Origin of the sequence: Saccharopolyspora karakumensis, from assembly GCF_004349225.1 — a bacterium.
In the GTDB taxonomy this organism is placed as follows: Bacteria; Actinomycetota; Actinomycetes; order Mycobacteriales; family Pseudonocardiaceae; genus Saccharopolyspora; species Saccharopolyspora endophytica.
On the sequence record NZ_SMLA01000080.1, the window covers coordinates 1 to 21,011 of the forward strand.

Consider the following 21,011-nt stretch of genomic DNA (forward strand, 5'->3'; position numbering starts at 1 on the left):
GGCTGCGGGCGCGGCGGGCGGGTGCGCTGCTGGTCCGGGCTCTGCGGCGGTGCCTGCCGAGGTGGCCGGCCGTCCGGGGGAGGCTGGGCGTCCCGAGGAGGTGGGTTCTCCCGGGGCGGCTGGGGTGGCCGGCGGCCGGGCTGCTGCGGAGGCGGCTGCCACGCGGGCTGTCCCGGCTGTCGATGGCGAGGCCGACGTCCGGGAATCTCGGGTGGCTCGGTCACCCGGCAATTATGCGGGTCGGTCCTGCGGCTCCCGGGACCCCGTCGGCTCACGTCCGGTTGTCGTACTCCTCCCGCGAGGCCAGCACGTCGGGCACGTGCGCCTCCGACCACCGGGCGAGTCCGGAGACCAGTCGCGCGGCCTGCTCACCCACCTCGGTCAGCGAGTAGTCCACTCGCGGGGGGATCACCGGGTGGGCCTCGCGGTGCACGAAACCGTCGCGTTCGAGGGTCTGCAGCGTCTGGGCCAGCATCTTCTCGCTGACCCCGCCGATGATCCGGCGCAGTTCGCTGAACCGGCGGCCGTCCTCCAACAGGGCGGCGAGGACGAGCACTCCCCAGCGGCTCGTGATGTGCTCGAGCACGCTGCGCGAGGGGCAGGTGGCCGCATTCACATTCGGCTGTTCGGTGACCGTGACCTCGTTGCTTACCGACATGCCACTACCTTACACGAAAGTAGGTACTAACCAGAAGTTAGTTCAGTCGATACGGTTAGTCCGAAGCGCGTTCAACACATTGCTGGAGGACAGAGACATGAGCATCGTCGTCACCGGAGCCACTGGGCAGCTCGGCTCGCTCGTCGTGGAGGGGCTGCTGCGCGCGGTTCCCGCCGACCAGGTCGCCGCGGTGGTCCGCGACGCCGCCAAGGCGGCGCCGCTGGCCGCGCGCGGCGTCGAGCTGCGCATCGCCGACTACGACACGCCGGACACCTTCAGCGAGGCGTTCAACGACGGAGATGTCGTCCTGCTGATCTCCAGCCCCGACGCGGGCCGGCGGCTCCCGCAGCACCGGGCGGTGATCGACGCGGCGAAGGAAGCGGGCGTGGCCCGGCTGGTCTACACGGGCGTGCTCGGCGGCCCGAACGCGGACTTCGCGCTCGCCGACGACCACAAGGGCACCGAGCAGGCCATCCTCGACTCGGGCCTGACCTGGACGTTCCTGCGCAACGGCTGGTACAGCGAGAACTACACCGCCCAGATCCCGACCCAGCTGGCGCACGGCGTCGTCGGCAGCGCCGGTGACGGCAAGATCGGCGCGGCGCCCCGCGAGGACTACGCGGACGCGGCGGTCTCGGTCCTGACCGAGGCGGGGCACGAGAACCGCAGCTACGAGCTCAGCGGCGACCGCGCCTTCACGCTCGCGGAGTACGCGGCGGAGCTCGCCCGCCAGTCGGGCCACGACGTCACCTACACCGACGTCCCGCCCGAAACCCTCAAGGGCATCCTCACCGGCGCCGGTGTCCCGGACGCGTTCGCCGACGTCCTCGTCGACGTGGACGTCTCGGCCATCGCCAAGGGCCTGCTCCAGGGCGGCAGCGGCGACCTCGCCCGCCTCATCGGCCGCCCCACGACCCCGATCTCCCAGTCGATCTCGGACGCGTTGGCGAGGTGACCGCGGCCTGCCTGAGGTGACGGGAGGCGGAGTCGGTCCCAAGTCCGTCGCTCGCCGGTGTGATCGACCGCGCTGCGAATGAGGGTCAGGCGCGGCTGGATCGCATGGCGTTCACGTGCTGGAGCGAGGGGTCGGCGGCGAGTTCGCGGTACTGATCGGAGCCCGCCGGGACCAGCGCGATGCGTCCGTCGGCGTCGTGGTGGACGCCCCAGCCGTACCGCTTGGTCAGGGGCGAGGCTCGCAGGCAGGGTTGTCCCTTGGCGAAGAACTCCTCCCGGCTCAGGCCGCGTCGTCGTCCGTTGGACTCGTAGACCACGTCGTCGGAGGTGTGCCGGTACGGATCCGCGACGAGCATGTCGAACTGGATGCGGGCCACCGACGGAGTCGTCCGCAGCGGGGGTTCTTCCGCCTGCGCCACCGGGCAGTCCGCGGCCACCTCGATGAACGTGTTCGCGTAGTTGGTCGTGTGAACCGGCATGGGAGGACGGTACGACGGCCCGCCGACGACGTCGTGCGGAAATCCGGCCGCGGCGCGAACTTCGTGCGCGCCGCGGCCCGGGCACGACTGCTCTTGCCGGTCGGGGGGCGGCTGCGCGCACTCGCTGCCGTGCACTGGAAGTGTGCCGGTTGACCAGGACCTTGCTGGTCGCCTCGGCGAGGCCGAACGGCAGCATGTTCGCGTCGATCGACTCGGTATGGGCGACGTGAACTGCTCGCTCGCAGCGCTCGACGCCCGGCTGGAGGCCATCGCGCAACGCGCGCCGGCTCTGCTCCGGGCGGGAGCGCTGCTGGCGGAGATCATCGAAGCGCGGTGACCCGCGGGGTCATTCCTCGCCGGTGACGGCGATGGTGATCTCGAAGTCGGCCGGGTTGGTCTGCGCGGTCCCGTCGTCGAAGGTGATCGTCGCGGTTCCGCCCGAGGCCGGGGCGACCTCGGTGACCGCTCGCGTCTCGTTGGCCGGGCGTTCGCCGATCCAGAGATCGCCGACCTTGAGCTGTCCCCACGTGATCTTCCGCCGCGGGGTGGTGTTGCTCGCTCGCAAGCGTCTCCCTCTCTTCGCTGTCGGGCGTTGGTCCCCACATCATCATGCACGCGCGAAAGCCCTTGGCGAGCACCCGTTGTCCTCGGCGTGCGGTGGGTCAGGCCGTGTTCCGGACGTAGCGTTCGTAGACCACGGCGTCGTTGAAGGTCCGGGTCTCGACCAGGTTCAGGCGGCTGTTCTCGGCGACCGGCGGGAGGTGGGGGGGTGCCTCCGCCGACGATGATCGGGTGCCGGAAGACGCGCAGGTCGTCGACGAGGCCCAGCGCGATGGCCTCGGCCGCCAGGGTGGCGCCGCCGACGCCGACGTCCTGGTCGGTCGAGTCGGCGATCGCTCGGGCTTCCTCGCGCAGCGATCCGCCGGCCAGGCGGGCGTTGCCGTCAACGCTGTTGAGCGTGCGGCTGAAGACGACCTTCGGCAGGGCCGACCAGACGTCGGCGAAGGCGGCGCCGAGCTCGTCGGAGCGCATCGACGGGTCCGTCTCCCACACCAGCATGGTCTCGTAAAGCTTGCGGCCGCACAGAAATCCGCCGAGCTCGCGGGTCCGCGCGAGGTGGAACCCGAACAGCTCCTCGGTCGGGGCCGTCCACGCGAACTCGCCCCGCCGGTCGGCGATGTAGCCGTCGACCGAAACGCCCATCGAGTAGACCAGCACGTCCTGAAGCGTAGCCCCGGTTCCGCGCGTCGGCGGGCCGAATGATGCGGACGACGGCATCCCAGAACCCGGTTTCCGACGAGAGCTCAGTTACCACCGCGTAGCGCGCCACCCCACCACGACGATCTGCACCGAGGACGGGAAAAGCACCCTGATCAGTGATGATCATGACGTTTCGAAGGTGATGGAGATGCAATCGCACTTAGGCATTCGTGGTATGGGAATCGTGACCGGGTACGGCTGGGGCGTGGAGCCGTTCTGGGACGGACTGCTCGGCGGCAAGCACGCGGCCTCGCTGGCCGAGGGCTACGGGCAGGACCGCGACCGGACGGCGTGGATCGCCGCGATCCCGCCCGGTGGCGACGAGTCGGACGGGCCGAGCACGTTCGGCCGCTCGATGCGCGGCGCGGCCCGCGAAGCGGTCGCCGACGCGCGCGCACGCGGGTGGCGCGAAGGGCGGCGAGTCGGCCTGCTGCACGCGGTCGTGCTCGGAGAAGTGGAGCTGTGGCGGGACTTCTACCTCCAGCACGGCGGCAACCTCGCCTCGCGCGACTACCTGCGACTGATGCCGTCGACACCGATGTCCTTGCTGATGCAGGAGTTCGGTTTCCACGGACCGGCGATGAACGTCTCGGCGATGTGCTCGTCGGGCAACGCGGGACTGCTCACCGCCAAGGCGTGGATCGACGCGGGAATCGTCGACGACGTCGTGTTCGTCGCCACCGACGTGTCGGCGACGCCGGAGAACGTGCTGCACTTCGAGCGCCTCGGAGTCGCCTTCAGCGACGCGGAACCGCCCGAGGTGTGCCGGCCGTTCCAGGAGGGCAGCCGGGGTTTCGCGATGGGCGAGGCGTCGGTGGCCATGATCCTCTCGCGCGAGAGCGGTGGCACGTCCTACGCGCACGTGCTCGGCGGAGCGATGACGCACGACGCGCACCACGTCACCTCGATCGACCCGAGCCTGACCGACATCACCCGCTGCTTCGAGGACGCCATCGAGAACGCGGGTGCGGACCCCTCCGGCCTGCGCTACCTCAACGCTCACGGCCCGGGCACCGCCCAGTGCGATCGGGCGGAGGCGACGGTCTTCGACTCGCTGTTCCCGGCGGAAGCCGAGCTGTACTCGGTCAAACCGCTGGTCGGCCACTGCCAGGGCGCGGCCTCAGCGGTGGAGATCGCCGCCACCGCGCTGGGCTACGACCGAGGCACCATCCCGGCCCCGGCCGCGGTGTCCTCCGGCCACCCGCGCCTGCTCAACGGCCCGACGCCCGTCCAGGGCGGGATCACGGTCAAGTCCTCCCTCGGCATGGGCGGCCACAACTCCGTCGTCCTGCTCTCCGAGGCGTGACCCCGGGACCTGCCGGCCGCTCGATCGTGTGAGCTCGGTGGAAGCGACTCGACAGATCATCGAATCTGTGTTCGAATCGGGTCATGCGTTGGGAAGAGCAGCGGGTTGATGCAGGTCGGGCGGGGGAATTGCCGCTCGGTCTGCCCGACCCCGTCGTGCGCGGGAGCGGCCGAGCCGGGTTGGCGTTGCCCGAACCGGTGCCGATCGAGGCCGGGACCGAGGGTGCCTACGCCATCGAGATCCAGGCGAAGTCGATCCTCAACCGCGTTCCGGGAGAGGCGCGGGTGCCGTTCCGCTGGACGGTGAACCCGTACCGGGGCTGCACGCACGCCTGCGTCTACTGCTTCGCGCGGCGGACCCACACGTACCTGGACCTGGATTCGGGGCGCGACTTCGACAGCAAGATCGTCGTGAAGACGAACGCGGCGACGTTGCTGCGCAAGGAGCTGGCCAGCCCGCGCTGGGCGGGCGAGCCGATCGCGATGGGCACCAACACCGATCCCTACCAGCGCGCGGAGGGTCGCTACCGTTTGATGCCGGAGATCATCGCCGCGCTGCGGGACCGGGCGAACCCGTTCTCCATCCTGACCAAGGGGACGCTGATCCTGCGCGACCTGGACCTGATCGCGCAGGCCGCGCAGCGGACCGAGGTGTCGATCGCGGTGTCGGTCGGGTCGGTCGACGAGGATCTGTGGCGGGTCGTGGAGCCGGGAACGCCTTCACCGCTGCGGCGGCTCGACGTGGTGCGCCGCTTCGCCGAAGCGGGCATCGGGTGCTCGGTGCTGATGGCGCCGATCCTGCCCGGGCTCAGCGACTCACCCGAGGAGATCGACCGGACGGTCGCCGCGATCGCCGAGGCGGGCGCGACGAGCCTGACGCCGATCGTGCTCCACCTGCGCTCGGGCGCGCGCGAGTGGTTCCACGAGTGGCTGAGCGCTCAGCGACCAGACCTGCTCCCGCTCTACGAACGCCTCTACCGCAACGGCGCCTACGCACCCAAGTCCTACCAACGGCAGATCACCGACCTGGTCGAGCAGGCGAAGGAGCGTCACGGCCTCGCGCGACCGCGGAGACCGGAGAACTTCCGCGTGCGGCAGGACGAGCTGCCGCAGTCCGACGCCGACCGGGGGCGGGTGCGGCAGCTCTCGCTGCTGTGATCGTGGTCAGGTGGTGAGCGCGGTCGGCAGGTCGGCGACTCCCGGGAGGACGAGCGTCGGGTTGTGCCGCTCCAGCTCCGTTCGGGTTTGGGCGCCGGTGAGGACCGCGACGACCTGGCCCGCGCGGGCGGCGTGGCCCGCTTGGACGTCGAGGGCCGTATCGCCTCCGGTGAGGACCTCTGCGGGGTCGGTGATCCCGGTCAGTTCCATCGCACGGTGGATCATCTCCGGGGACGGGCGGCCTGCTGCCACTTCGCTCGCGCTGACCACGGCGTCGAGCTGATCGCCGACCTTCCAGTCCACTTCGGACAGGATCAGGTCGGTGATCCGCCGGTCGAAACCGGTGGTCAGCGCGACCTTCACCCCTGATTCGCGCAGCGTCGCGAGGGTTTCCGGAACGCCCGGGAACGGTTGCGGCGGTGTGCTCGCGTAGACCTCGCCGAGGTGGGCAACGAAGCGGTCGTGCAACCGCTCCACCGCGTCCGGATCGCCGGTGAGCGCGGACAGGGCCGCGCGCTTGTCCGCGCCCATCCAGTGCCGCAGGTCCGCGTCGGAGGGAGTCGCGCCGTGCTCGGCGACGACCTCGGCGACGACCTCGGCGAGGACGCGGTAGACGGCACCTCCCTCGTCGATGGTGGTACCTGCGATGTCCAGGGCGACCAGGGCGATCACGACGTGCTCCCGAGAAGGCGGCGGATGAGGGCGGAGAGCTGGTCCACCGCGACGATCAGCACCAGCACCACCAGGATGTGGGTGAGCATCTCGTCGAACTGGAACAGCTGGATCGACTGGTTGATCAGGAATCCGATGCCACCGGCACCGACCAGGCCGAGCACTAGTGAGGATCGGACGTTGACGTCGAAGCGGTACAGCAGCAGACCGACCATCTGCGGCGTGACCACCGGCAGCAGCGCGTGCGCGGCGACCTGGATGCGGCCGGCACCGGCGGAGCGCAGCGCCTGCGCGGGACCGGGATCGGCGTCCTCCAGCGTCTCCGCCCACAACTTGCCCATGACGCCGACGTTGTGGAACACCAGCGCCAGCACGCCCGGGAACGGACCCAGCCCGACCGCGGTGACGAAGATCAGCGCGAACACCACGTCGGGCACCGCGCGCAGGAACGACAGCAGGCTCCGCGCGGGCTGGTAGACCCAGCCGGGCGCGGTGCCGCGGGTGGCCAGCAGGGCCAGCAGCAGCGATCCGGGGATCGACAGCGTCGTGCCCAGCAGGCCGATCCACAGCGTGACGACCGCGGCCGACGCGCTCTCGGCGAGCACGTCCGAGCCGAGCTCCGGTGGCACCGCCTCGGACAGGAACTCGCCCATGCCGGTGGCGCCCTCGACGAGCGCGGACACCGAGATCTCGGTGGCGTTCCAGGCCACCGCGTGAGCGGCCAGCACCAGCGCCGCGACGGTCCAGCCGATGATCCTGAGCCGGGCGCGCGGCGGTTTTGGAGGCACGGCTCGGCGTGCGGGTTGCAGCGCGGTGGTCACGACGAGGTCTCCAGCAGGGCGTGCGGGTACAGGGAATCGACGGGCTGGGCGGGGTCTCCGTCGAGGACGACCGCACCGTCGTGCAAACCCACGATGCGGTCGGCGTAGCGGCGGGCGAGATCGGGCTGGTGCAGCACGGCGAGCACGGCCAGCCGCTCGGTGTGGGCGAGCTCGGCCAGCAGCTCCAGGACCTGCTCCGCAGCCGCCGGGTCGAGCGCCGACACCGGTTCGTCGGCCAGCACCACCGGGGCCCGCTGGCACAGGGCGCGGGCGATGGCCACGCGCTGCTGCTGGCCGCCGGACAGGCCCGAAGCGCGGTCGTGCGCGCGATCGGCGAGCCCGACGCGCTCCAAGCAGGCCATCGCCTCCTCCCGCACCGAGCGGGGGAACAGGGCGGGGGTGAGCGAGCGGTGCAGCGGGAGCCTTCCCAGCGCCCCGGTGCACGCGTTGTCCAGCGCGCTGCGGCGGCCGACCAGGTGAATCCGCTGGAACACCAAGGCGATGTCCAGCGGGCCCCGGCGGCGGCCGTCGACCGTGACCGTGCCCTCGGCCGGGGTCAACCCGGCGGCAGCGCGCAGCATCGTGGACTTGCCGGACCCGTTGGCGCCGAGCACGGCCAGCAGTTCCCCCGAGGCGACCGTGACGTCGACGCCGTGCAGGACTTCTCGGGATCCGTAGTGGACGGTCAGACCCGTCGCGGTGAGCATCAGACGTCGCCTTCGGTGAGCTTGAGGGAGGCGGCCAGGTCGAACAGCGGCTGGTAGGTGGAGCGGTCGACGGGCACCAGCGGGCCGGGCGGCGAGACGTCCAGCAGCGCTCCGATCTCGCCGACCGTGGCCGGGTCCAGGTTCAGCAGCGCGTCCCGGAGGGCCTGCTTGAACGCCGGGTCCATGTCGCCGCGAACGGTGATCGGGTCGTTCGGGATCGGTGCGGAGCTCCAGATCTGGCGGTGCGCGGCGGGGTCGAAGAGCCCGGACGCGGTGGCGCTGGCCAGCTGCTGGGAGTTGATCTCGGCGGCGTCCACCGCGCCGTTGGTCAGCGCCAGCAGCGCCTCCGGGTGGCCGCCCGCGTAGTCGATCTTCACCTCCTTCTCGGGGATCTTGTTGTCGGCCAGCGCCTTGCGCGGCAGCGCGTCGCCGGAGGTGGATCCGACCGAGCCCAGCGCCAGCGACCGGCCCCGCAGCTGCTGCACCGAGGTGATGTCGGAGTCCTTCGGAACCCAGATGCCCGCGGTGTAGGTCGACAGCACGCGGTTGGCGTCGGCGAACGAGGCCACGGCTTCGGCCTCGGCGCGCTGGCTGGCGAAGACGTAGCCGAGCGGTCCGAAGATCGCGATGTCGAGCTTGTCGTTCTGCATGGCCAGGACCTCGGCGGAGTACTCCTGGGTCACCTGGACTTCCACCGGGCAGTTGAGCGACTTCGACAGCGCGTCGCCCAGCTTCTGCGCGGCCGGGGTGAGGCGGGCGGGGTCTTCGAAGGGTTCGACGCCGAAGCGGATCTTGCCGTCCGGGCACGTCGGCGACTCGGAGGCGGAATCACCGCCGGTGCCGCAGGCGGTCAGCGCCAAGACCGAGCCGGCCGCGAGGGCGAGGGCGATCGGGCGTGTGAGGTGACGCAAGGACATCAGGAGCTCCCGAGGGGTCAGGCGAGGGATTCGACAACGGTGGGTGCGAGCCCGAAAGCGGTCGTCATACCGATTCCGGAGGTGACGGCGACGGCGGTGACGCCGGGGGAGACGCGGGTGCGGAGGAACTCGCCGTCGGCGGAGGCGTAGACGCCTTGCCAGCGGCGGACCACCGCGAGGTCGTCGCGGCCGAGCAGCGCGCGGGTCTCGGCGAGCAGGAGCTCGTCGAGCTCCTCCGACGACCAGGGTTCGGGGGTGCGGGCGTAGGTGTGGGTATCGCCGACGACGAGGTCGCCGTCCGGCAGCTGGGTGAGCATGTGGTTGACCGACGCGGCCAGCAGCTCCGGCCGCTGCTCGCTCCAGCGCTCCCGCAGCGCGCGGGCGCCTTCGGTTCCGGCCAGGGCCGGGTACCGCAGCATCGAGGTTCCGGTCAGCAGCGCGGGGCCGAGCTTCAGGCCGGCGGCCCGGAGCTGCAGCATCTGCAGGACGCAGCGGCGGATCCCGTCCGCCTCGGCCGCGTCCGGGATGATCCGGTCGAGGTCGTGGCCGGCGCAGACCACCACGTGATCGCCGTGCAGCGGTCCCCGCCCGGTGCGCACGAGACCGTCTTCGACGCTCAGCACGGGAGTGCCCCACAGCACGCGCACCCCTGGCTGCTCGGTGAGCCAGGCGGCGATCGCGGCGGCGGCGCGCCGCTGGTCGACGCGGAGGTCGCGGGGGAGGAGCGCGCCGCCGTGCAGTCCCTCGGCGGAAACCGCTGCGGTCGAGGTGGTTTCGTCCGCGGTGAGCAGCCGGACCTGGTCCGGCCCGCGGAGCTCGGCGAGCTCCTCCAGCGCGGCGGTCTCCTCGCCCGACCGGGCGGCCACCACCGTGCCGCATTCGGCGACGCCGAAGCCCGCCTGCTCGCCCAGCCGCAGCCAGGTTCCCCTGGCGTGCTCGGCGAAGCGCAGCGCCTCGCCGGTCTGGGCGGTGATGCAGGCGTGCCCGAAGTTGCGGACGGAGGCGCCGACGGCGTGGTCGTCGCGTTCGACGACCGTGACCGACATGCCCCGCTCCACCGCTGCGACGGCGTGCGCCAGGCCGACGATCCCGGCACCCACGACGATCAGGTCGGTTGAACTGCTCGAAACGCTCACGCCGCTCACGGTGCCAGCGCGCGAGAAGCGAGGTCAATGACTTGTATGTACAAGTAATCTGCCGTTCAACCTGGCGTTTTCGGGCGTCCATGTGTCGTCGGACCAAGCTTGTATAGTCCAGTTCGTGACGACTCCACTGCACCGCGTGCTCGCGAGCGAACTGAGGCAGCGCATCCGGTCGGGCGAGATCGCCGTGGGCGAATCCCTGCCGTCGGAATCCCAGCTGTGCCAGGAGTTCTCGGTCTCGCGCGGCCCGATCCGGCAAGCGCTGGCCGCGCTGCGCGACGAGGGACTGATCGGCGGCGGCAAGGGCAAGCGGCCGGTCGTGCTCGACGCCGTGCCGAGCCAGCCCTTCGAGTCCTTCCTGTCGTTCACCCGCCGCGCCGAGATCACCGGGCACGTGCCCGGTCAGCAGCTCCAGGAGATCGCGCTGCGCAGGCCCGAACCGGCCATCGCCGCGGCGCTGCAACTGGAACCGGACGCGCTGGCGGTGCAGCTGCTGCGGCTGCGACTGCTCGACGGCCGTCCCGCCATGCTGGAGCGGATGACCTACCGCGAGCAGATCGGCCGCAGCCTGCTCGACGCCGACCTCGACGCGGGGTCGATCTACGCCCACCTCACCGAGCAGGGCGTGGACCTGCACGCCGCGCGCCACACCTTCGACGCCGTGGCCGCCGACCCGACCGACGCGCGGCTGCTCGAGGTCGGCGAAGGTGCGCCGCTGCTGCGCGAACGACGGGTGACCACCGATTCCGCGGGCACACCGCTGGAGTGCTCCGAGGACCGCTACCGCCCCGACGTCGCCTCGGTGACCGTCACCAACACCCGCAGCCGCCGGACCGACGTGACCCGCTCCGGCCCTGCGTGGACCGGAGCAGCACCTCCAGGCCCCGGACTGCGGCCATGATCGGGAACCGGAGTGCGGCGGTACTCGGGTCGTGGGTCAGGGGGCGATGGCTCGGCGGGGGGCGTCGCCTCGGCGTGCGGCCGCGAAGGCCGCGTCGAGCTCGGTGAGGCCGTAGCGGCCGGCGACCAGGTCGGCGAACGGGCGGGTGCGGTGGTGCTCGGTCATGAACTCGACGGCCGTGAGCAGGTCGCGCGGGTGGTAGTTGTGCACGCCGACGATCCGGTGCAGGCCGCGCACCAGCCGCTCCGGATCCAGCTGGACCGCCGGTCCCGGCGACACCGACCCGGCCAGCACCGCGACGCCGCCGACCGCCAGCGAGTCCAGGCAGGACTGCACCGCGCCGGTGGCGCCGGACAGTTCGAGCGCGACGTCCACCTCGCCGACCGGGCGCCCCGCCGGTTCCGCCTCTGACGCCCCGAAGGCCAGCGCCTGCTCGCGGCGCAGCGGATGCGGATCGACCGCCACCACGTGGGCTCCGGCCGCCGAGAGCATCGCCACCGCCGTCAGCCCGAGCATCCCGGCTCCGTTGACCAGCGCGCGGGTGCCGTCGCCCACGGGGTCCGCCGCGCCCACCACGGCGGCGACCGTCGCGGTCGCGCAGGACACCGGAGCGGCGACCTCGGCGGGCAGCGACTCGTCGACCGCAGCGATCGCGGTGCCCGGCATCAGCAGGCAGTGCGTGGCGAAACCTCCGCGCAGCGGCCGCTCGTCGTCCCACGCCTCGTGCCCGTACTTGCGCAGGTGCAGGCACTTCTGCGGCATCCCCGCCAGGCAGCGCGCGCAGCGCAGGCAGGAGGCGGCCACCGACCACACCACGCGGAGACCGGGCGCCACCGGAGTCGAATCCAGGCAGCGGGGCGTTTCGCCCGGGCCCACCGCGACGACCCGGCCGACCTGCTCGTGCCCGAGCACCCCCGGCGAGGGGGCGGGTCGGCCGCCGGTGACCGTGTGCAGATCACTGCCGCACACCGTCGCCAGCTCGATCTCGACCAGGACCTCGCCGGGCTCCAGGGTCTCCGGGAGGGGCGACTCGACGAGGGTGAACGGCTCGCCGACGCCTTCCCACCGGGCGGAGAGGGCGACACCGAGAACGCGGGCGGGAGCAGTCATGCGCGGCATCCTGCCAGCCACAACGGCCACTTGTATGGACAAGTTGGGGACGTTCACCGAACGGTCACGTCCCGGCCAAGAGCAGGAGGCCGAGCCTGCGCCGGCTCGGCCTCCTCGCGATTGTCGGAAAAGATCGGTGCTGTCGCCGCATGCAGCCGAAATCCGGAATTCTTTTGTGGTCGAGCGCGCCCGGCCATTGTTTCTCGAATGCTAAGACGCGCTGATCGGGAGCTTTCGCGGTTTCTTGAATTGTTCGAGTCTTCGTTACGGCGCGTGCAGAGGGGTGGGTGAACCAGGTCGCTGGACCGGGTTACTCCGTCTCCGGGAGCACCTCGCCCTGCTGCTCGGGTTGCCAGCGGACGCCGAAGACTCCCATGCCGAAGTCCAGCGCGACCGCGTGCGCGCGCCCGAATCGATCCACCTGCAGCGGCTTGGGCTGCTCAGCCTCCTGCATCGCCGAATCGCCGACGTAGCTCTCGCAGCCCGCCGGCGGGTGCGCCGGATCGAACTGCAACTCCACCACGTACTGGCGCACCGGCAGCCGGAAGAGGCGGCAGAAGCTGTGCTCGGCCTCGTTCGGACCGGTCGGCGGGTCGATGATCTCGTATTCGAGCAGCAGCGTCTCGCCCCGCGCCAGCGCGTGGTCGAACAGCAGCTCGGCGACCACCAGATCGCGGGCGTGGTCGGTGAGCACCTGGCCCAGCCGGCACGAGCGGATCGGGCGGATGATCGGCGGCGTGGCCACCGACGACGCGCCGTCGAACATGATCACCCAGCGGTCGGCGTTGTTGGTCTCCGCGCGAACCAGCTTGCGGGTGCGGATCTTGCGCAGGTCACCGTGCTGATCGACGTGCACGACGTCGTGGTGCGACAAGCGGGTCAGCTTGCTGTCGTGGTTGGTGTCGATCTTGGTGAGCAGCTCCGCGGCCGACTCGTGCTCCGACCACAGCGCGCTCAGCGGCGGTGCCTCGGCGGACGCCTGCCGGGTGCGACCGCGCGGGCGCGGCGGACCGAGCAGCGCGGACAGGGAGCTCTCCGGCACGCCCAGGACCTGCTCCAGCTGGGCCAGCGCGAGCAGCGAATCGGGGCGCTCGGGACGGCGGCGGCCGGACTGCCAGTAGCTCAGCGCCGTGATGCTGACCGGCGTGCCTCTGGCGCGCAGGCGGTGCTGGATGCGCTCCAGGCTCAGGCGGCTGGAGCGGATCGCGGTGCGCAGAGCGGCTTCGAACGGACCCGTTCGGAGCAGTTCCGCCAGCTCGGCCGAGATCGCGTTGGCCTGCTGCGTCGGTTGCGGCTTCGTGGCCTGGGAAGGTGGCTGCTGGGTCGGGTGGGCCTGCGGGGCGCCCTGCTGCATGCCGCGAACGGCCGGGCGGGCGGTCGGGCGGGCCTCGGTTTTCGGGCCGGTCATCGTTACTCCTCGTGTCCGGCGAATTCCGAACTTACGCTAATCAGTGGGTCACTGTTGCGCAACGACCGAGTTCCGGTAGGCGGCTCCCACTTTAGGAGTAGCCCACCTCGGGCGATGCCTGTGTTTTGTTGTTCCCCTCCTTCACACGTATGCAACGGCCCACAATGGTTCACTCCGCCGGGCATCGAGTCCGAGGAACCGGGAATTCTCGATCACTCCGGAAAAAGGTTTGGACCAGGCTGGCATGCTGATGAGGTGAGGTCGAGGCTCTGATCGGGTCGGCTCACATCGCGGGACCGGCCGCCGCCCTGCCCGCGATCGCCCAGCGCAGGTTGGCTAGCCTGGAACCTCGCGTCCCGCCTGCTCACGGCGCGGGAAGCGGCCAACGCAGTCGAACGCTCGAAAAGCGGAAGAAGGAGCCTGAGTACCCGTGATGCGCACGCACGAGGCCGGATCGCTCCGCGCCGGTCATGCCGGGCAGACCGTCACCCTCGCAGGGTGGGTGGCGCGCCGTCGCGATCACGGCGGGGTCATCTTCATCGACCTGCGCGACGCCTCCGGCGTCTCCCAGGTCGTGTTCCGCGAAGGGGAGATGGCCGAGCGCGCCCACCGGCTGCGCGCCGAGTTCTGCATCAAGATCACCGGTGAGGTCATCGTCCGCCCCGAGGGCAACGAGAACGCCGAGATCCCCACCGGCGCCATCGAGGTCACCGCCACCGACCTGGAGGTCCTCAGCGAAGCGGCTCCGCTGCCGTTCCCGCTGGACGACCACCTGGAGGTCGGCGAGGAGATCCGCCTCAAGCACCGCTACCTGGACCTGCGCCGCAGCGAGCCCGGTCGGATCATGCGCATGCGCAGCGACATCAACCGCATCGCGCGCGAGACGCTGCACGGCCGCGAGTTCGTCGAGATCGAGACGCCGACGATGACGCGCTCCACCCCGGAGGGCGCCCGCGACTTCCTGATCCCGGCCCGCCTGCAGCCGGGCAGCTGGTACGCGCTGCCGCAGTCGCCGCAGCTGTTCAAGCAGCTGCTCATGGTCGGCGGCATGGAGCGCTACTTCCAGATCGCCCGCTGCTACCGCGACGAGGACTTCCGCGCCGACCGGCAGCCCGAGTTCACCCAGCTCGACATCGAGATGAGCTTCGTCGAGCAGGACGACGTCATCGAGCTCGGCGAGGAGATCCTGGCCGGCCTGTGGAAGCTGGTCGACCACGAGATCCCGCGCCCGATCCCGCGGATGACCTACGCCCAGGCGATGGCCCGCTACGGCACCGACAAGCCCGACCTGCGCTTCGGCCTCGAGCTCACCGAGATGACCGAGTACTTCTCCGACACGCCGTTCCGCGTGTTCCAGGCGCCCTACGTGGGTGCCGTGGTCATGCCCGGTGGTGCCGACCAGCCGCGTCGTCAGCTCGACGCCTGGCAGGAGTGGGCCAAGCAGCGCGGCGCCAAGGGCCTGGCCTACGTGCTCGTCGGCGAGAACGGCGAGCTGTCCGGTCCGGTCGCCAAGAACCTGTCCGAGACCGAGCGCGAGGGCCTCGCCAAGGCCGTCGGCGCCAACCCCGGTGACTGCGTGTTCTTCGGCGCCGGTTCGAAGTCCTCCGCGCGGGCGCTGCTGGGTGCCGCGCGCCTGGAGATCGGTGAGCGCTGCGGCCTCATCGACCACGACGCCTGGTCGTTCGTGTGGGTCGTCGACGCACCGATGTTCGAGCCCGTCGAGGACATGGAGGCCGGCGACGTCGCCGTCGGCAGCGGCAAGTGGACCGCGGTGCACCACCCGTTCACCTCGCCCAACGCCGACTGGATCGACAACTTCGAGAAGGATCCGGAGAACGCGCTGGCCTGGGCCTACGACATCGTCTGCAACGGCAACGAGATCGGCGGCGGGTCCATCCGTATCCACCGGCCGGACCTGCAGGAGCGGGTGTTCGAGCTCCTGGGCATCTCCGAGGACCAGGCGCAGGAGAAGTTCGGCTTCCTGCTGGAGGCGTTCAAGTACGGCGCCCCGCCGCACGGCGGCATCGCCTTCGGCTGGGACCGGATCTGCATGCTGCTGGCCGGTGCCGAGTCGCTGCGCGACGTCATCGCGTTCCCGAAGAGCGGCGGTGGTTTCGACCCGCTGACCGCCGCGCCGGCGCCGATCACCGACGCCCAGCGCAAGGAGGCCGGCATCGACGCGAAGCCGAAGCAGGCCAAGGCCGCGGAGAAGGACGTGACCGGGACGGTCGAGCCGCAGAGCTGACGTTGCTCCCATCGAGTGGTGGCCCGGCCGAGCGCGTCATCCGCGCGTTCGGCCGGGCTCGCTCAGGTGCGCGGGGAACCGATTCGGCATCGGAGTTCGCCACCCGTGCAACGTCGCCGAGGGCCGGTTCCGTCAACGTCTGAGGGAGTCGTGTGCGTGGGAGTTCAGGGGTGAACACGCAGCGCACACGGCCGATGCCCGGTCAGGTGTCACTTGACCGGTCATGGCCCTGGAGGTTCAGGTTGTGGGGGTAGTGTCTGGAGACGATGAGCGTGGAGATCACCACCGGCCCCCCGGAGGTCCGGGTCCCGGCCAGCACCGAGGCGACCGACACGGTCGCCACCGCAGAAGCGGTGCTGAGCAAGAGGACCGGAGCTCCGGTGCGGCTTGCCGACGCGGAGGACCTGGGCGGGAGTGACCGCTCGGTCGTGCTGCGGGTGCGGATCGCCGAATCGCCGTTCGAACTGCCGCGCACCGTGGTCGTCAAGCACTACGGAGAGTGCCCGCCGGAAGCGCGCACCGATCCGTTCGCGCACGAGGCGGCCAGTTGCCAGCTGACCACGGCGTTGCCGCCGGAGGCACGGGTCAGCCCTGAACTCATCGCGCACGACGTCAACGAGCGCCTGCTCGTGCTCGAAGACCTCGGCCGCGGCTCCACGCTGGCCGACGTGCTCTTCGCCGAGGACCCGCGCGCCGCCGAACGCGCCCTGCTCGCCTGGGCCCGGGCGCTGGGACGGCTGCACAGCAGCACCGCCGGCTGCGCCGCCGACTTCGACGCGCTGATGCGCAGACTGGGCGCCAAGTCCTGGACCGACCCGGTCGCCGACGACATCGTCGCCTCGGTCGGGGAGCTGCCCGAACTGCTCAGCCAGATCCTCGGCGTGCGCACGCCGCCGGAGCTGGTCGAGCGGCTCACCGCGGCGTCCGAGCAGCTGGGTTCCAGCCGCTACCAGGCGTTCAGCCCGTCCGACATCTGCCCGGAGAACAGCCTCGTCACCGGGTCCAGCGGGGTTCGCTTCCTGGACTTCGAGTGGGGCTGCGTGCGCGACGTCGCGATGGACGCCGCCTACCTGCAGTACCCGTTCCCGTCCTCGTGGTGCTCCTACGCGTTACCGGACAACCTGGCGCAGAGCATGCTCGCGACCTGGCGCTCGGAGATCGCCGAGGTGTGGCCGGAGCTGGACTCCGACGAGGTGCTGCTGCCCAGGCTGTTCAACGCCCAGCTGCTGTGGGTGTGGGTGTCGACGTGGTGGTTCCTGCCGCGCACCGGCGAGCACGACCGGCCGATCGACCTGCACCAGCCCTCGCCGCGCCGCAGCACGGCGCTGGTGGACCGCTGGAGGCACCTGCGCTCCGATGCGCAGGACGCGCAGCTGTCCGACGTCGCGGAGTTCGCCGACACCGTCATCGACGCACTGGTGGACCGCTTCGGAGCCGGCGCGCTGCACCTGCAGCCGTACCCGGCGTTCCGCACGGAGTGACGAACCCGGACACCTGGGCCATCGAGCGCGCGGCGGTGGCGACCTGGCCCGCCTCGACGGTGGAGCGTCGCGACGGCTGGTTGCTGCGGCACTGCCACCTGCTTCGCCGCCGCCGCTCGAACTCGGCCCTGCCGATCGGTCCGCTCGACGATCCGGAAGCCGCGATCGACGCAGCGGAGCGCTTCTACGCCGAGCGTTCGGGTCCGGCGATCGTGCAGGTCAGCCCGCTCGACGAGCACGAGGAGCTGGACGAGCTGCTGGCCGGTCGCGGCTACCGGGCCGATGCGCCGACCACGGTCATGCGGACCGAGCTGGAGATGCTGCTGCAGACCTGCCCGGCGTCGGACTTCGAAGTCCTGCTGGACGCCGAGCCCGGATCGCGGTGGCTGGACGCCGTCGCGGCCGTCGGCGGTCGGCCTGAGCCGAGCCTGGACCGGGTGCCGGCGCCCGTCGCGTTCGCCACCGCCGTGCGCCGGGGAGTTCCGGTCGGGGTCGGCATGTTCGCGGTCTCGGACGGCTGGTGCGGCGTCTACGGGATGCGCACGGCCCCGGAGTGGCGGCGACGCGGCGTGGCCGCCGCGCTGATGCGATCCTGCGCCGGTTGGGCGTCGGCCGAGCGGGTGTTCCTCCAAGTCGAATCGGACAACTCGGTCGCGCGGAGTCGTTACGAATCGCTCGGATTCATACTCGCGCATGCATATCATTATCGGGTTCGGTAGGAATCGCGTTTCTGCGATGTTTCGCAAGTGAATAGACGACTACCGATGCCGTCCCTCGATGCGGTTATGCCGATCACATTTCAGGTGCGCACCGTGACGTCTGATGTCGCGGAAAGTAGTGGCGAGCGGGGTGTCGACCCGACGACCGGGTGATTCTGGGCGGCAGAGTTCCCGCATTAAGGAATTCTCATTTGTTGCGCGGCGGATTCGTCCGATCTGCGACTTGCGTACGGAGGTCGTGCTTCCGATATTGTGGGGTTCGAGCGCATTCGCTCGTTCACCCCGCAACCGTCGGCGTCGCCGGAAGGGGATCGGCTGCTCTTTTTTCGGGGAGGTGTTCGGTGCGCGGCACGGCATGGCAGATCACGAGGGTGGGAGTCTTCCTGCTCTTCGCGGTCGTGCTCGCCGCCCTGGGGCCGACCGACGCGGCGCTGGCCGGTCAGGCCGCTAGCCTCACCACCAACGAGCACAAGCCCGACCCGAAGGAGCACCGGGACGGCGAGAAGCTCCGCGAACGCCTGCCCAGCCCGGCGACGCACCGGCGCGACCAGATGCGCCACGAGCACGACCGGAATCTCGGGGCGTCCCGGTGGACGGCCGCGGATTTCGAGATCCTCCTCCGCTCCGCCGCATGCCCGGGCATCGGGACCGATGCGCACCACGTTCACGGCAGGCTCAGACATTCACCGGCGATGTTGCAGGTCATGCGGCACTGATCGGCCCGGACTCCGACTTTTCCGAGCCGATTCGACCCGGAGATCCGAAATGAGCTTCGACAACTTCGTGCAACACGCACGTCGCTATCCGAACCTGCTTTCCGAGGACCAGCGCAAGCAGTTGGCCGCGGGCCAGGCACCCTCCGCATTGTTCATCGGATGTTCAGATTCCCGCGTGACGCCGTCGCACATCACCGGGGCTGAGCCAGGAACGTTGTTCGAACTGCGAACCGCCGGAAACGTGGTGCCGAAATACTCACCGGACTCCGGTTCCAGTGAGATGGGCACGATCGAGTACGCCGTTCTGCAACTGGGGATTCCCGACATCATCGTGTGCTGCCACTCGCACTGCGGCGCCGTCACCGCGTTGACCATCGCCGGCCGCGGGCTCGACGCGCTGCCCGCGCTGTGCACCTGGCTGGGCACCGAAGCCCAGGTCGCCGCCGAACCCGAGGACACCGCCGTCCGCGCCGAGAGCAAGCGGCACCTCCGGTCGCAGCTGGACGTGCTGCGCGAGTACCCGTTCATCCGCGACCGGATCGACTCCGGTCGGCTTCGCCTGCACGGCTGGTTCTACGAGATCGACACCGGTCTGGTCTACGTCGCACCGCAGTCGGCGGAAGACGAGGACTTCCTCCCGCTGTAGAGCAAGCCCGCTCCCGTTTTCGCCCTGGAGGGCATCGTGACAACGCAAATTGAAGACACGTCGCAACCACGAACCGGGCGAATGCCCGGCGCGCCGACGTTCGGCGCGGACCTCGCCGCCTCCCTGGTGGTGTTCCTGGTGGCCGTCCCGCTGTGCGTCGGCGTTGCCGCCGCATCCGGTGTGCCGGTCGAGCTGGGCATCGTCACCGGCATCGTCGGCGGCCTGGTCGTCGGCCTGCTGCCCGGCAGCTCGCTGCAGGTCTCCGGCCCGGCCGCGGGCCTGACCGTGCTGGTGGCCTCGGCCGTCAGCCAGCACGGGCTCGGGATGCTCGGCATCATCGTGCTCGGTGCCGGCGTCGTGCAGATCCTGCTCGGCGTGAGCCGGTTGGGCACCTGGTTCCGGGCGATCTCGCCGTCGGTCGTGCAGGGCATGCTGGCCGGTATCGGCCTGGTGCTGATCCTCGGCCAGATCTACCCGGTCGGCGGTCTGGCCCAGCCCGACACGACCTTCGAGAAGTTCGGCGGACTGGGCGAACTGGCCACCGCGATGGTGACCACGCCGGAGGGCATCGCCGGGCTCGGCCTCGCCATCGCGGCGCTGCTGGTCATGACCGCATGGAAGAAGTTCGTGCCGGCGCCGCTGAACCTGGTTCCCGGCGCGCTGGTCGCCGTGGTCCTCACCAGCGCGGCGGCCGTGCTGCTGGCCCTGCCGGTGAAGAAGATCGAGGTCGGCTCGCTGCTGGCGTCGCTGAACCCGCCCGCGCTGACCGACTTCGGCGCGGTCAACCTCGCCGTGCTCGGCTCGATCCTCACGTTCGCGCTCATCGCCTCGGCGGAGAGCCTGTTCAGCGCCGCCGCCGTCGATCGCATGCACGACGGTCCGAAGACGCAGTACAACAAGGAGCTCGTCGCGCAGGGCGCGGGCAACGCGGTCTGCGGCGTCTTCGGCGCGCTGCCGATGACCGCCGTGATCGTGCGCAGCTCCGCCAACGTGCAGGCCGGGGCGAAGACGAAGCTGTCCCGCGTGCTGCACGGCTTCTGGCTGCTGCTGTTCGTGGTGCTGCTGCCCGGTCTGCTGGCGTTCATCCCGACCGCCGTGCTGGCCGCGCTGCTGATCCAGGCCGGGTGGAAGCTGCTGGAGATCCAGGCGGTCGCCAAGTTGGTGCGCGAGCACCGGTCCGAGGCGTTCGTGCTGGTGCTGACCGCGGTGACGATCGTGGCCACCGACCTGCTCATCGGCACCCTGACGGGTCTGGCCCTCGCGGTGGTCAAGACCGCGATCGAGGTCTCCCGGCTGTCGGTCAACGCCGAGCACAGCGAGGACCGCGTTCACGTCGAGCTCGGCGGCAACGCCACGTTCCTGCGCCTGCCCCGGCTGCTCGACCACCTGGAGAAGCTGCCCACGGGCAAGCACGTCCACCTCGACCTGAGCACGGTCCGCCACCTGGACCGCGCCTGCCACCAGGCGGTCGAGAACTGGGTCGCCGAGCACCGCCGCAACAACGGCAGCGTCGAAGTCGCCATGCCCGCCAAGGTCGGCTGACCAGCGCCTCACCTGGTGCGACCCGATTTCCACCGAAGTCCGGGTTCCGATTTCCACTGAGATCGGGACCCGGACTTCCCTTGAAATCCCGTCACCCGGTGCGGGTCGAGGGCGGGACGGGGACCCCGGCGCGTGGTCGGCCTCGGCGGGGGTCGGTGCGGTGGATGGGG

Annotated in this window: 21 protein-coding genes and 2 pseudogenes; 11 read left to right on the top strand and 12 right to left on the bottom strand. The window is 70.6% G+C overall.

Features of this window, described 5'->3' with window-relative positions; genetic code table 11:
• Together E1202_RS31930 and E1202_RS29240 are read right to left on the bottom strand one after the other, a co-directional pair.
• Window positions 1-224, bottom strand: a pseudogene (locus tag E1202_RS31930) (hypothetical protein); the annotation flags it as partial.
• 47 nt (window positions 225-271) lie between these two features.
• The gene (locus E1202_RS29240; RefSeq protein ID WP_132686550.1) at window positions 272-658 is read right to left on the bottom strand and encodes a winged helix-turn-helix transcriptional regulator; all 387 of its coding nucleotides are present in this window, start codon (window positions 656-658) and stop codon (window positions 272-274) included.
• Between the two features lie 97 nt (window positions 659-755).
• Between E1202_RS29240 and E1202_RS29245 the strand changes: the two genes are divergently transcribed.
• Window positions 756-1,613, top strand: coding sequence for an SDR family oxidoreductase (locus E1202_RS29245; protein ID WP_132686551.1), 858 nt, complete (start codon window positions 756-758; stop codon window positions 1,611-1,613).
• Between the two features lie 85 nt (window positions 1,614-1,698).
• Here the strand turns inward: E1202_RS29245 and E1202_RS29250 are convergent, their stop codons facing one another.
• Window positions 1,699-2,091, bottom strand: coding sequence for a DUF6157 family protein (locus E1202_RS29250; RefSeq protein ID WP_132686552.1), 393 nt, complete (start codon window positions 2,089-2,091; stop codon window positions 1,699-1,701).
• 142 nt (window positions 2,092-2,233) lie between these two features.
• Between E1202_RS29250 and E1202_RS31935 the strand changes: the two genes are divergently transcribed.
• On the top strand, window positions 2,234-2,428 hold the full coding sequence (locus tag E1202_RS31935; RefSeq protein WP_207918979.1) for a hypothetical protein: 195 nt from the start codon (window positions 2,234-2,236) through the stop codon (window positions 2,426-2,428).
• A gap of 9 nt (window positions 2,429-2,437) precedes the next feature.
• Here E1202_RS31935 and E1202_RS29260 read toward each other — a convergent pair whose 3' ends face one another.
• Complete coding sequence (locus E1202_RS29260; protein WP_132686553.1) at window positions 2,438-2,656, bottom strand: hypothetical protein; 219 nt, start codon at window positions 2,654-2,656, stop codon at window positions 2,438-2,440.
• 260 nt (window positions 2,657-2,916) lie between these two features.
• Window positions 2,917-3,369 (bottom strand): annotated as a pseudogene (locus E1202_RS32460) (dihydrofolate reductase family protein); the annotation flags it as partial.
• Window positions 3,370-3,526: 157 nt separating this feature from the next.
• On the opposite strand from E1202_RS32460, the gene E1202_RS29270 reads away from it, so the two are divergent.
• Window positions 3,527-4,657: a beta-ketoacyl synthase N-terminal-like domain-containing protein gene (locus E1202_RS29270; RefSeq protein ID WP_235879097.1), complete on the top strand. Its 1,131-nt coding sequence runs from the start codon at window positions 3,527-3,529 to the stop codon at window positions 4,655-4,657.
• Window positions 4,658-4,740: 83 nt separating this feature from the next.
• Window positions 4,741-5,814, top strand: coding sequence for an Rv2578c family radical SAM protein (locus E1202_RS29275; RefSeq protein WP_132686554.1), 1,074 nt, complete (start codon window positions 4,741-4,743; stop codon window positions 5,812-5,814).
• 6 nt (window positions 5,815-5,820) lie between these two features.
• Here the strand turns inward: E1202_RS29275 and E1202_RS29280 are convergent, their stop codons facing one another.
• The 5 genes from E1202_RS29280 to E1202_RS29300 are packed head-to-tail and all read right to left on the bottom strand — an operon-like array spanning window position 5,821 to window position 10,067.
• The gene (locus E1202_RS29280; RefSeq protein WP_132686555.1) at window positions 5,821-6,486 is read right to left on the bottom strand and encodes a phosphonatase-like hydrolase; all 666 of its coding nucleotides are present in this window, start codon (window positions 6,484-6,486) and stop codon (window positions 5,821-5,823) included.
• Window positions 6,483-7,307 (bottom strand): phosphonate ABC transporter, permease protein PhnE, encoded by an 825-nt coding sequence (phnE, locus tag E1202_RS29285; protein WP_132686556.1) that lies wholly within the window; start codon window positions 7,305-7,307, stop codon window positions 6,483-6,485. The genes E1202_RS29280 and phnE overlap by 4 nt, the downstream gene beginning before the upstream one ends.
• The gene (locus E1202_RS29290) at window positions 7,304-8,014 is read right to left on the bottom strand and encodes a phosphonate ABC transporter ATP-binding protein (RefSeq protein ID WP_132686557.1); all 711 of its coding nucleotides are present in this window, start codon (window positions 8,012-8,014) and stop codon (window positions 7,304-7,306) included. The genes phnE and E1202_RS29290 overlap by 4 nt, the downstream gene beginning before the upstream one ends.
• Window positions 8,014-8,931: a phosphate/phosphite/phosphonate ABC transporter substrate-binding protein gene (locus tag E1202_RS29295; RefSeq protein ID WP_132686558.1), complete on the bottom strand. Its 918-nt coding sequence runs from the start codon at window positions 8,929-8,931 to the stop codon at window positions 8,014-8,016. Before E1202_RS29295 ends, E1202_RS29290 begins: the two co-directional genes overlap by 1 nt.
• A gap of 17 nt (window positions 8,932-8,948) precedes the next feature.
• Window positions 8,949-10,067, bottom strand: a complete 1,119-nt coding sequence (locus E1202_RS29300) for a TIGR03364 family FAD-dependent oxidoreductase (RefSeq protein WP_235879098.1) — start codon at window positions 10,065-10,067, stop codon at window positions 8,949-8,951.
• 124 nt (window positions 10,068-10,191) lie between these two features.
• Here E1202_RS29300 and E1202_RS29305 point away from each other — a divergent pair, with 124 nt between their 5' ends.
• The gene (locus tag E1202_RS29305; protein ID WP_207918980.1) at window positions 10,192-10,974 is read left to right on the top strand and encodes a GntR family transcriptional regulator; all 783 of its coding nucleotides are present in this window, start codon (window positions 10,192-10,194) and stop codon (window positions 10,972-10,974) included.
• 36 nt (window positions 10,975-11,010) lie between these two features.
• Here E1202_RS29305 and E1202_RS29310 read toward each other — a convergent pair whose 3' ends face one another.
• Together E1202_RS29310 and E1202_RS29315 are read right to left on the bottom strand one after the other, a co-directional pair.
• Window positions 11,011-12,084, bottom strand: coding sequence for a zinc-binding dehydrogenase (locus E1202_RS29310; RefSeq protein ID WP_207918981.1), 1,074 nt, complete (start codon window positions 12,082-12,084; stop codon window positions 11,011-11,013).
• Window positions 12,085-12,394: 310 nt separating this feature from the next.
• Window positions 12,395-13,492 carry a hypothetical protein gene (locus tag E1202_RS29315; protein ID WP_132686559.1) on the bottom strand — a complete coding sequence of 366 codons (1,098 nt, stop codon included), beginning with the start codon at window positions 13,490-13,492 and terminating at the stop codon, window positions 12,395-12,397.
• A gap of 430 nt (window positions 13,493-13,922) precedes the next feature.
• On the opposite strand from E1202_RS29315, the gene aspS reads away from it, so the two are divergent.
• From aspS to E1202_RS29345, 6 genes are all read left to right on the top strand, one after another.
• Entirely contained in the window at window positions 13,923-15,737 is a 1,815-nt protein-coding gene (gene aspS / locus E1202_RS29320) for an aspartate--tRNA ligase (protein ID WP_132686560.1), read from the top strand.
• 272 nt (window positions 15,738-16,009) lie between these two features.
• Window positions 16,010-17,218, top strand: coding sequence for a phosphotransferase family protein (locus E1202_RS29325; RefSeq protein ID WP_408007616.1), 1,209 nt, complete (start codon window positions 16,010-16,012; stop codon window positions 17,216-17,218).
• Window positions 17,215-17,937 carry a GNAT family N-acetyltransferase gene (locus tag E1202_RS29330; RefSeq protein WP_132686561.1) on the top strand — a complete coding sequence of 241 codons (723 nt, stop codon included), beginning with the start codon at window positions 17,215-17,217 and terminating at the stop codon, window positions 17,935-17,937. The genes E1202_RS29325 and E1202_RS29330 overlap by 4 nt, the downstream gene beginning before the upstream one ends.
• A 341-nt stretch (window positions 17,938-18,278) precedes the next feature.
• Complete coding sequence (locus E1202_RS29335) at window positions 18,279-18,653, top strand: hypothetical protein (protein WP_132686562.1); 375 nt, start codon at window positions 18,279-18,281, stop codon at window positions 18,651-18,653.
• A 49-nt stretch (window positions 18,654-18,702) separates the two neighbouring features.
• On the top strand, window positions 18,703-19,299 hold the full coding sequence (locus tag E1202_RS29340) for a carbonic anhydrase (protein WP_132686563.1): 597 nt from the start codon (window positions 18,703-18,705) through the stop codon (window positions 19,297-19,299).
• Window positions 19,300-19,380: 81 nt separating this feature from the next.
• Entirely contained in the window at window positions 19,381-20,841 is a 1,461-nt protein-coding gene (locus E1202_RS29345; protein ID WP_132686564.1) for a SulP family inorganic anion transporter, read from the top strand.
• Window positions 20,842-21,011: the final 170 nt, after the last annotated feature.

Bases quoted from the DNA above. Each gene is read 5' to 3' on its own strand.
- E1202_RS29240 (WP_132686550.1), bottom strand. From the start codon at position 658: ATGTCGGTAAGCAACGAGGTCACGGTCACCGAACAGCCGAATGTGAAT.
- E1202_RS29245 (WP_132686551.1), top strand. From the start codon at position 756: ATGAGCATCGTCGTCACCGGAGCCACTGGGCAGCTCGGCTCGCTCGTC.
- E1202_RS29250 (WP_132686552.1), bottom strand. From the start codon at position 2,091: ATGCCGGTTCACACGACCAACTACGCGAACACGTTCATCGAGGTGGCC.
- E1202_RS29270 (WP_235879097.1), top strand. From the start codon at position 3,527: ATGGGAATCGTGACCGGGTACGGCTGGGGCGTGGAGCCGTTCTGGGAC.
- E1202_RS29275 (WP_132686554.1), top strand. From the start codon at position 4,741: ATGCGTTGGGAAGAGCAGCGGGTTGATGCAGGTCGGGCGGGGGAATTG.
- E1202_RS29290 (WP_132686557.1), bottom strand. From the start codon at position 8,014: ATGCTCACCGCGACGGGTCTGACCGTCCACTACGGATCCCGAGAAGTC.
- E1202_RS29295 (WP_132686558.1), bottom strand. From the start codon at position 8,931: ATGTCCTTGCGTCACCTCACACGCCCGATCGCCCTCGCCCTCGCGGCC.
- E1202_RS29310 (WP_207918981.1), bottom strand. From the start codon at position 12,084: ATGACTGCTCCCGCCCGCGTTCTCGGTGTCGCCCTCTCCGCCCGGTGG.
- E1202_RS29315 (WP_132686559.1), bottom strand. From the start codon at position 13,492: ATGACCGGCCCGAAAACCGAGGCCCGCCCGACCGCCCGCCCGGCCGTT.
- E1202_RS29340 (WP_132686563.1), top strand. From the start codon at position 18,703: ATGAGCTTCGACAACTTCGTGCAACACGCACGTCGCTATCCGAACCTG.
- E1202_RS29345 (WP_132686564.1), top strand. From the start codon at position 19,381: ATGCCCGGCGCGCCGACGTTCGGCGCGGACCTCGCCGCCTCCCTGGTG.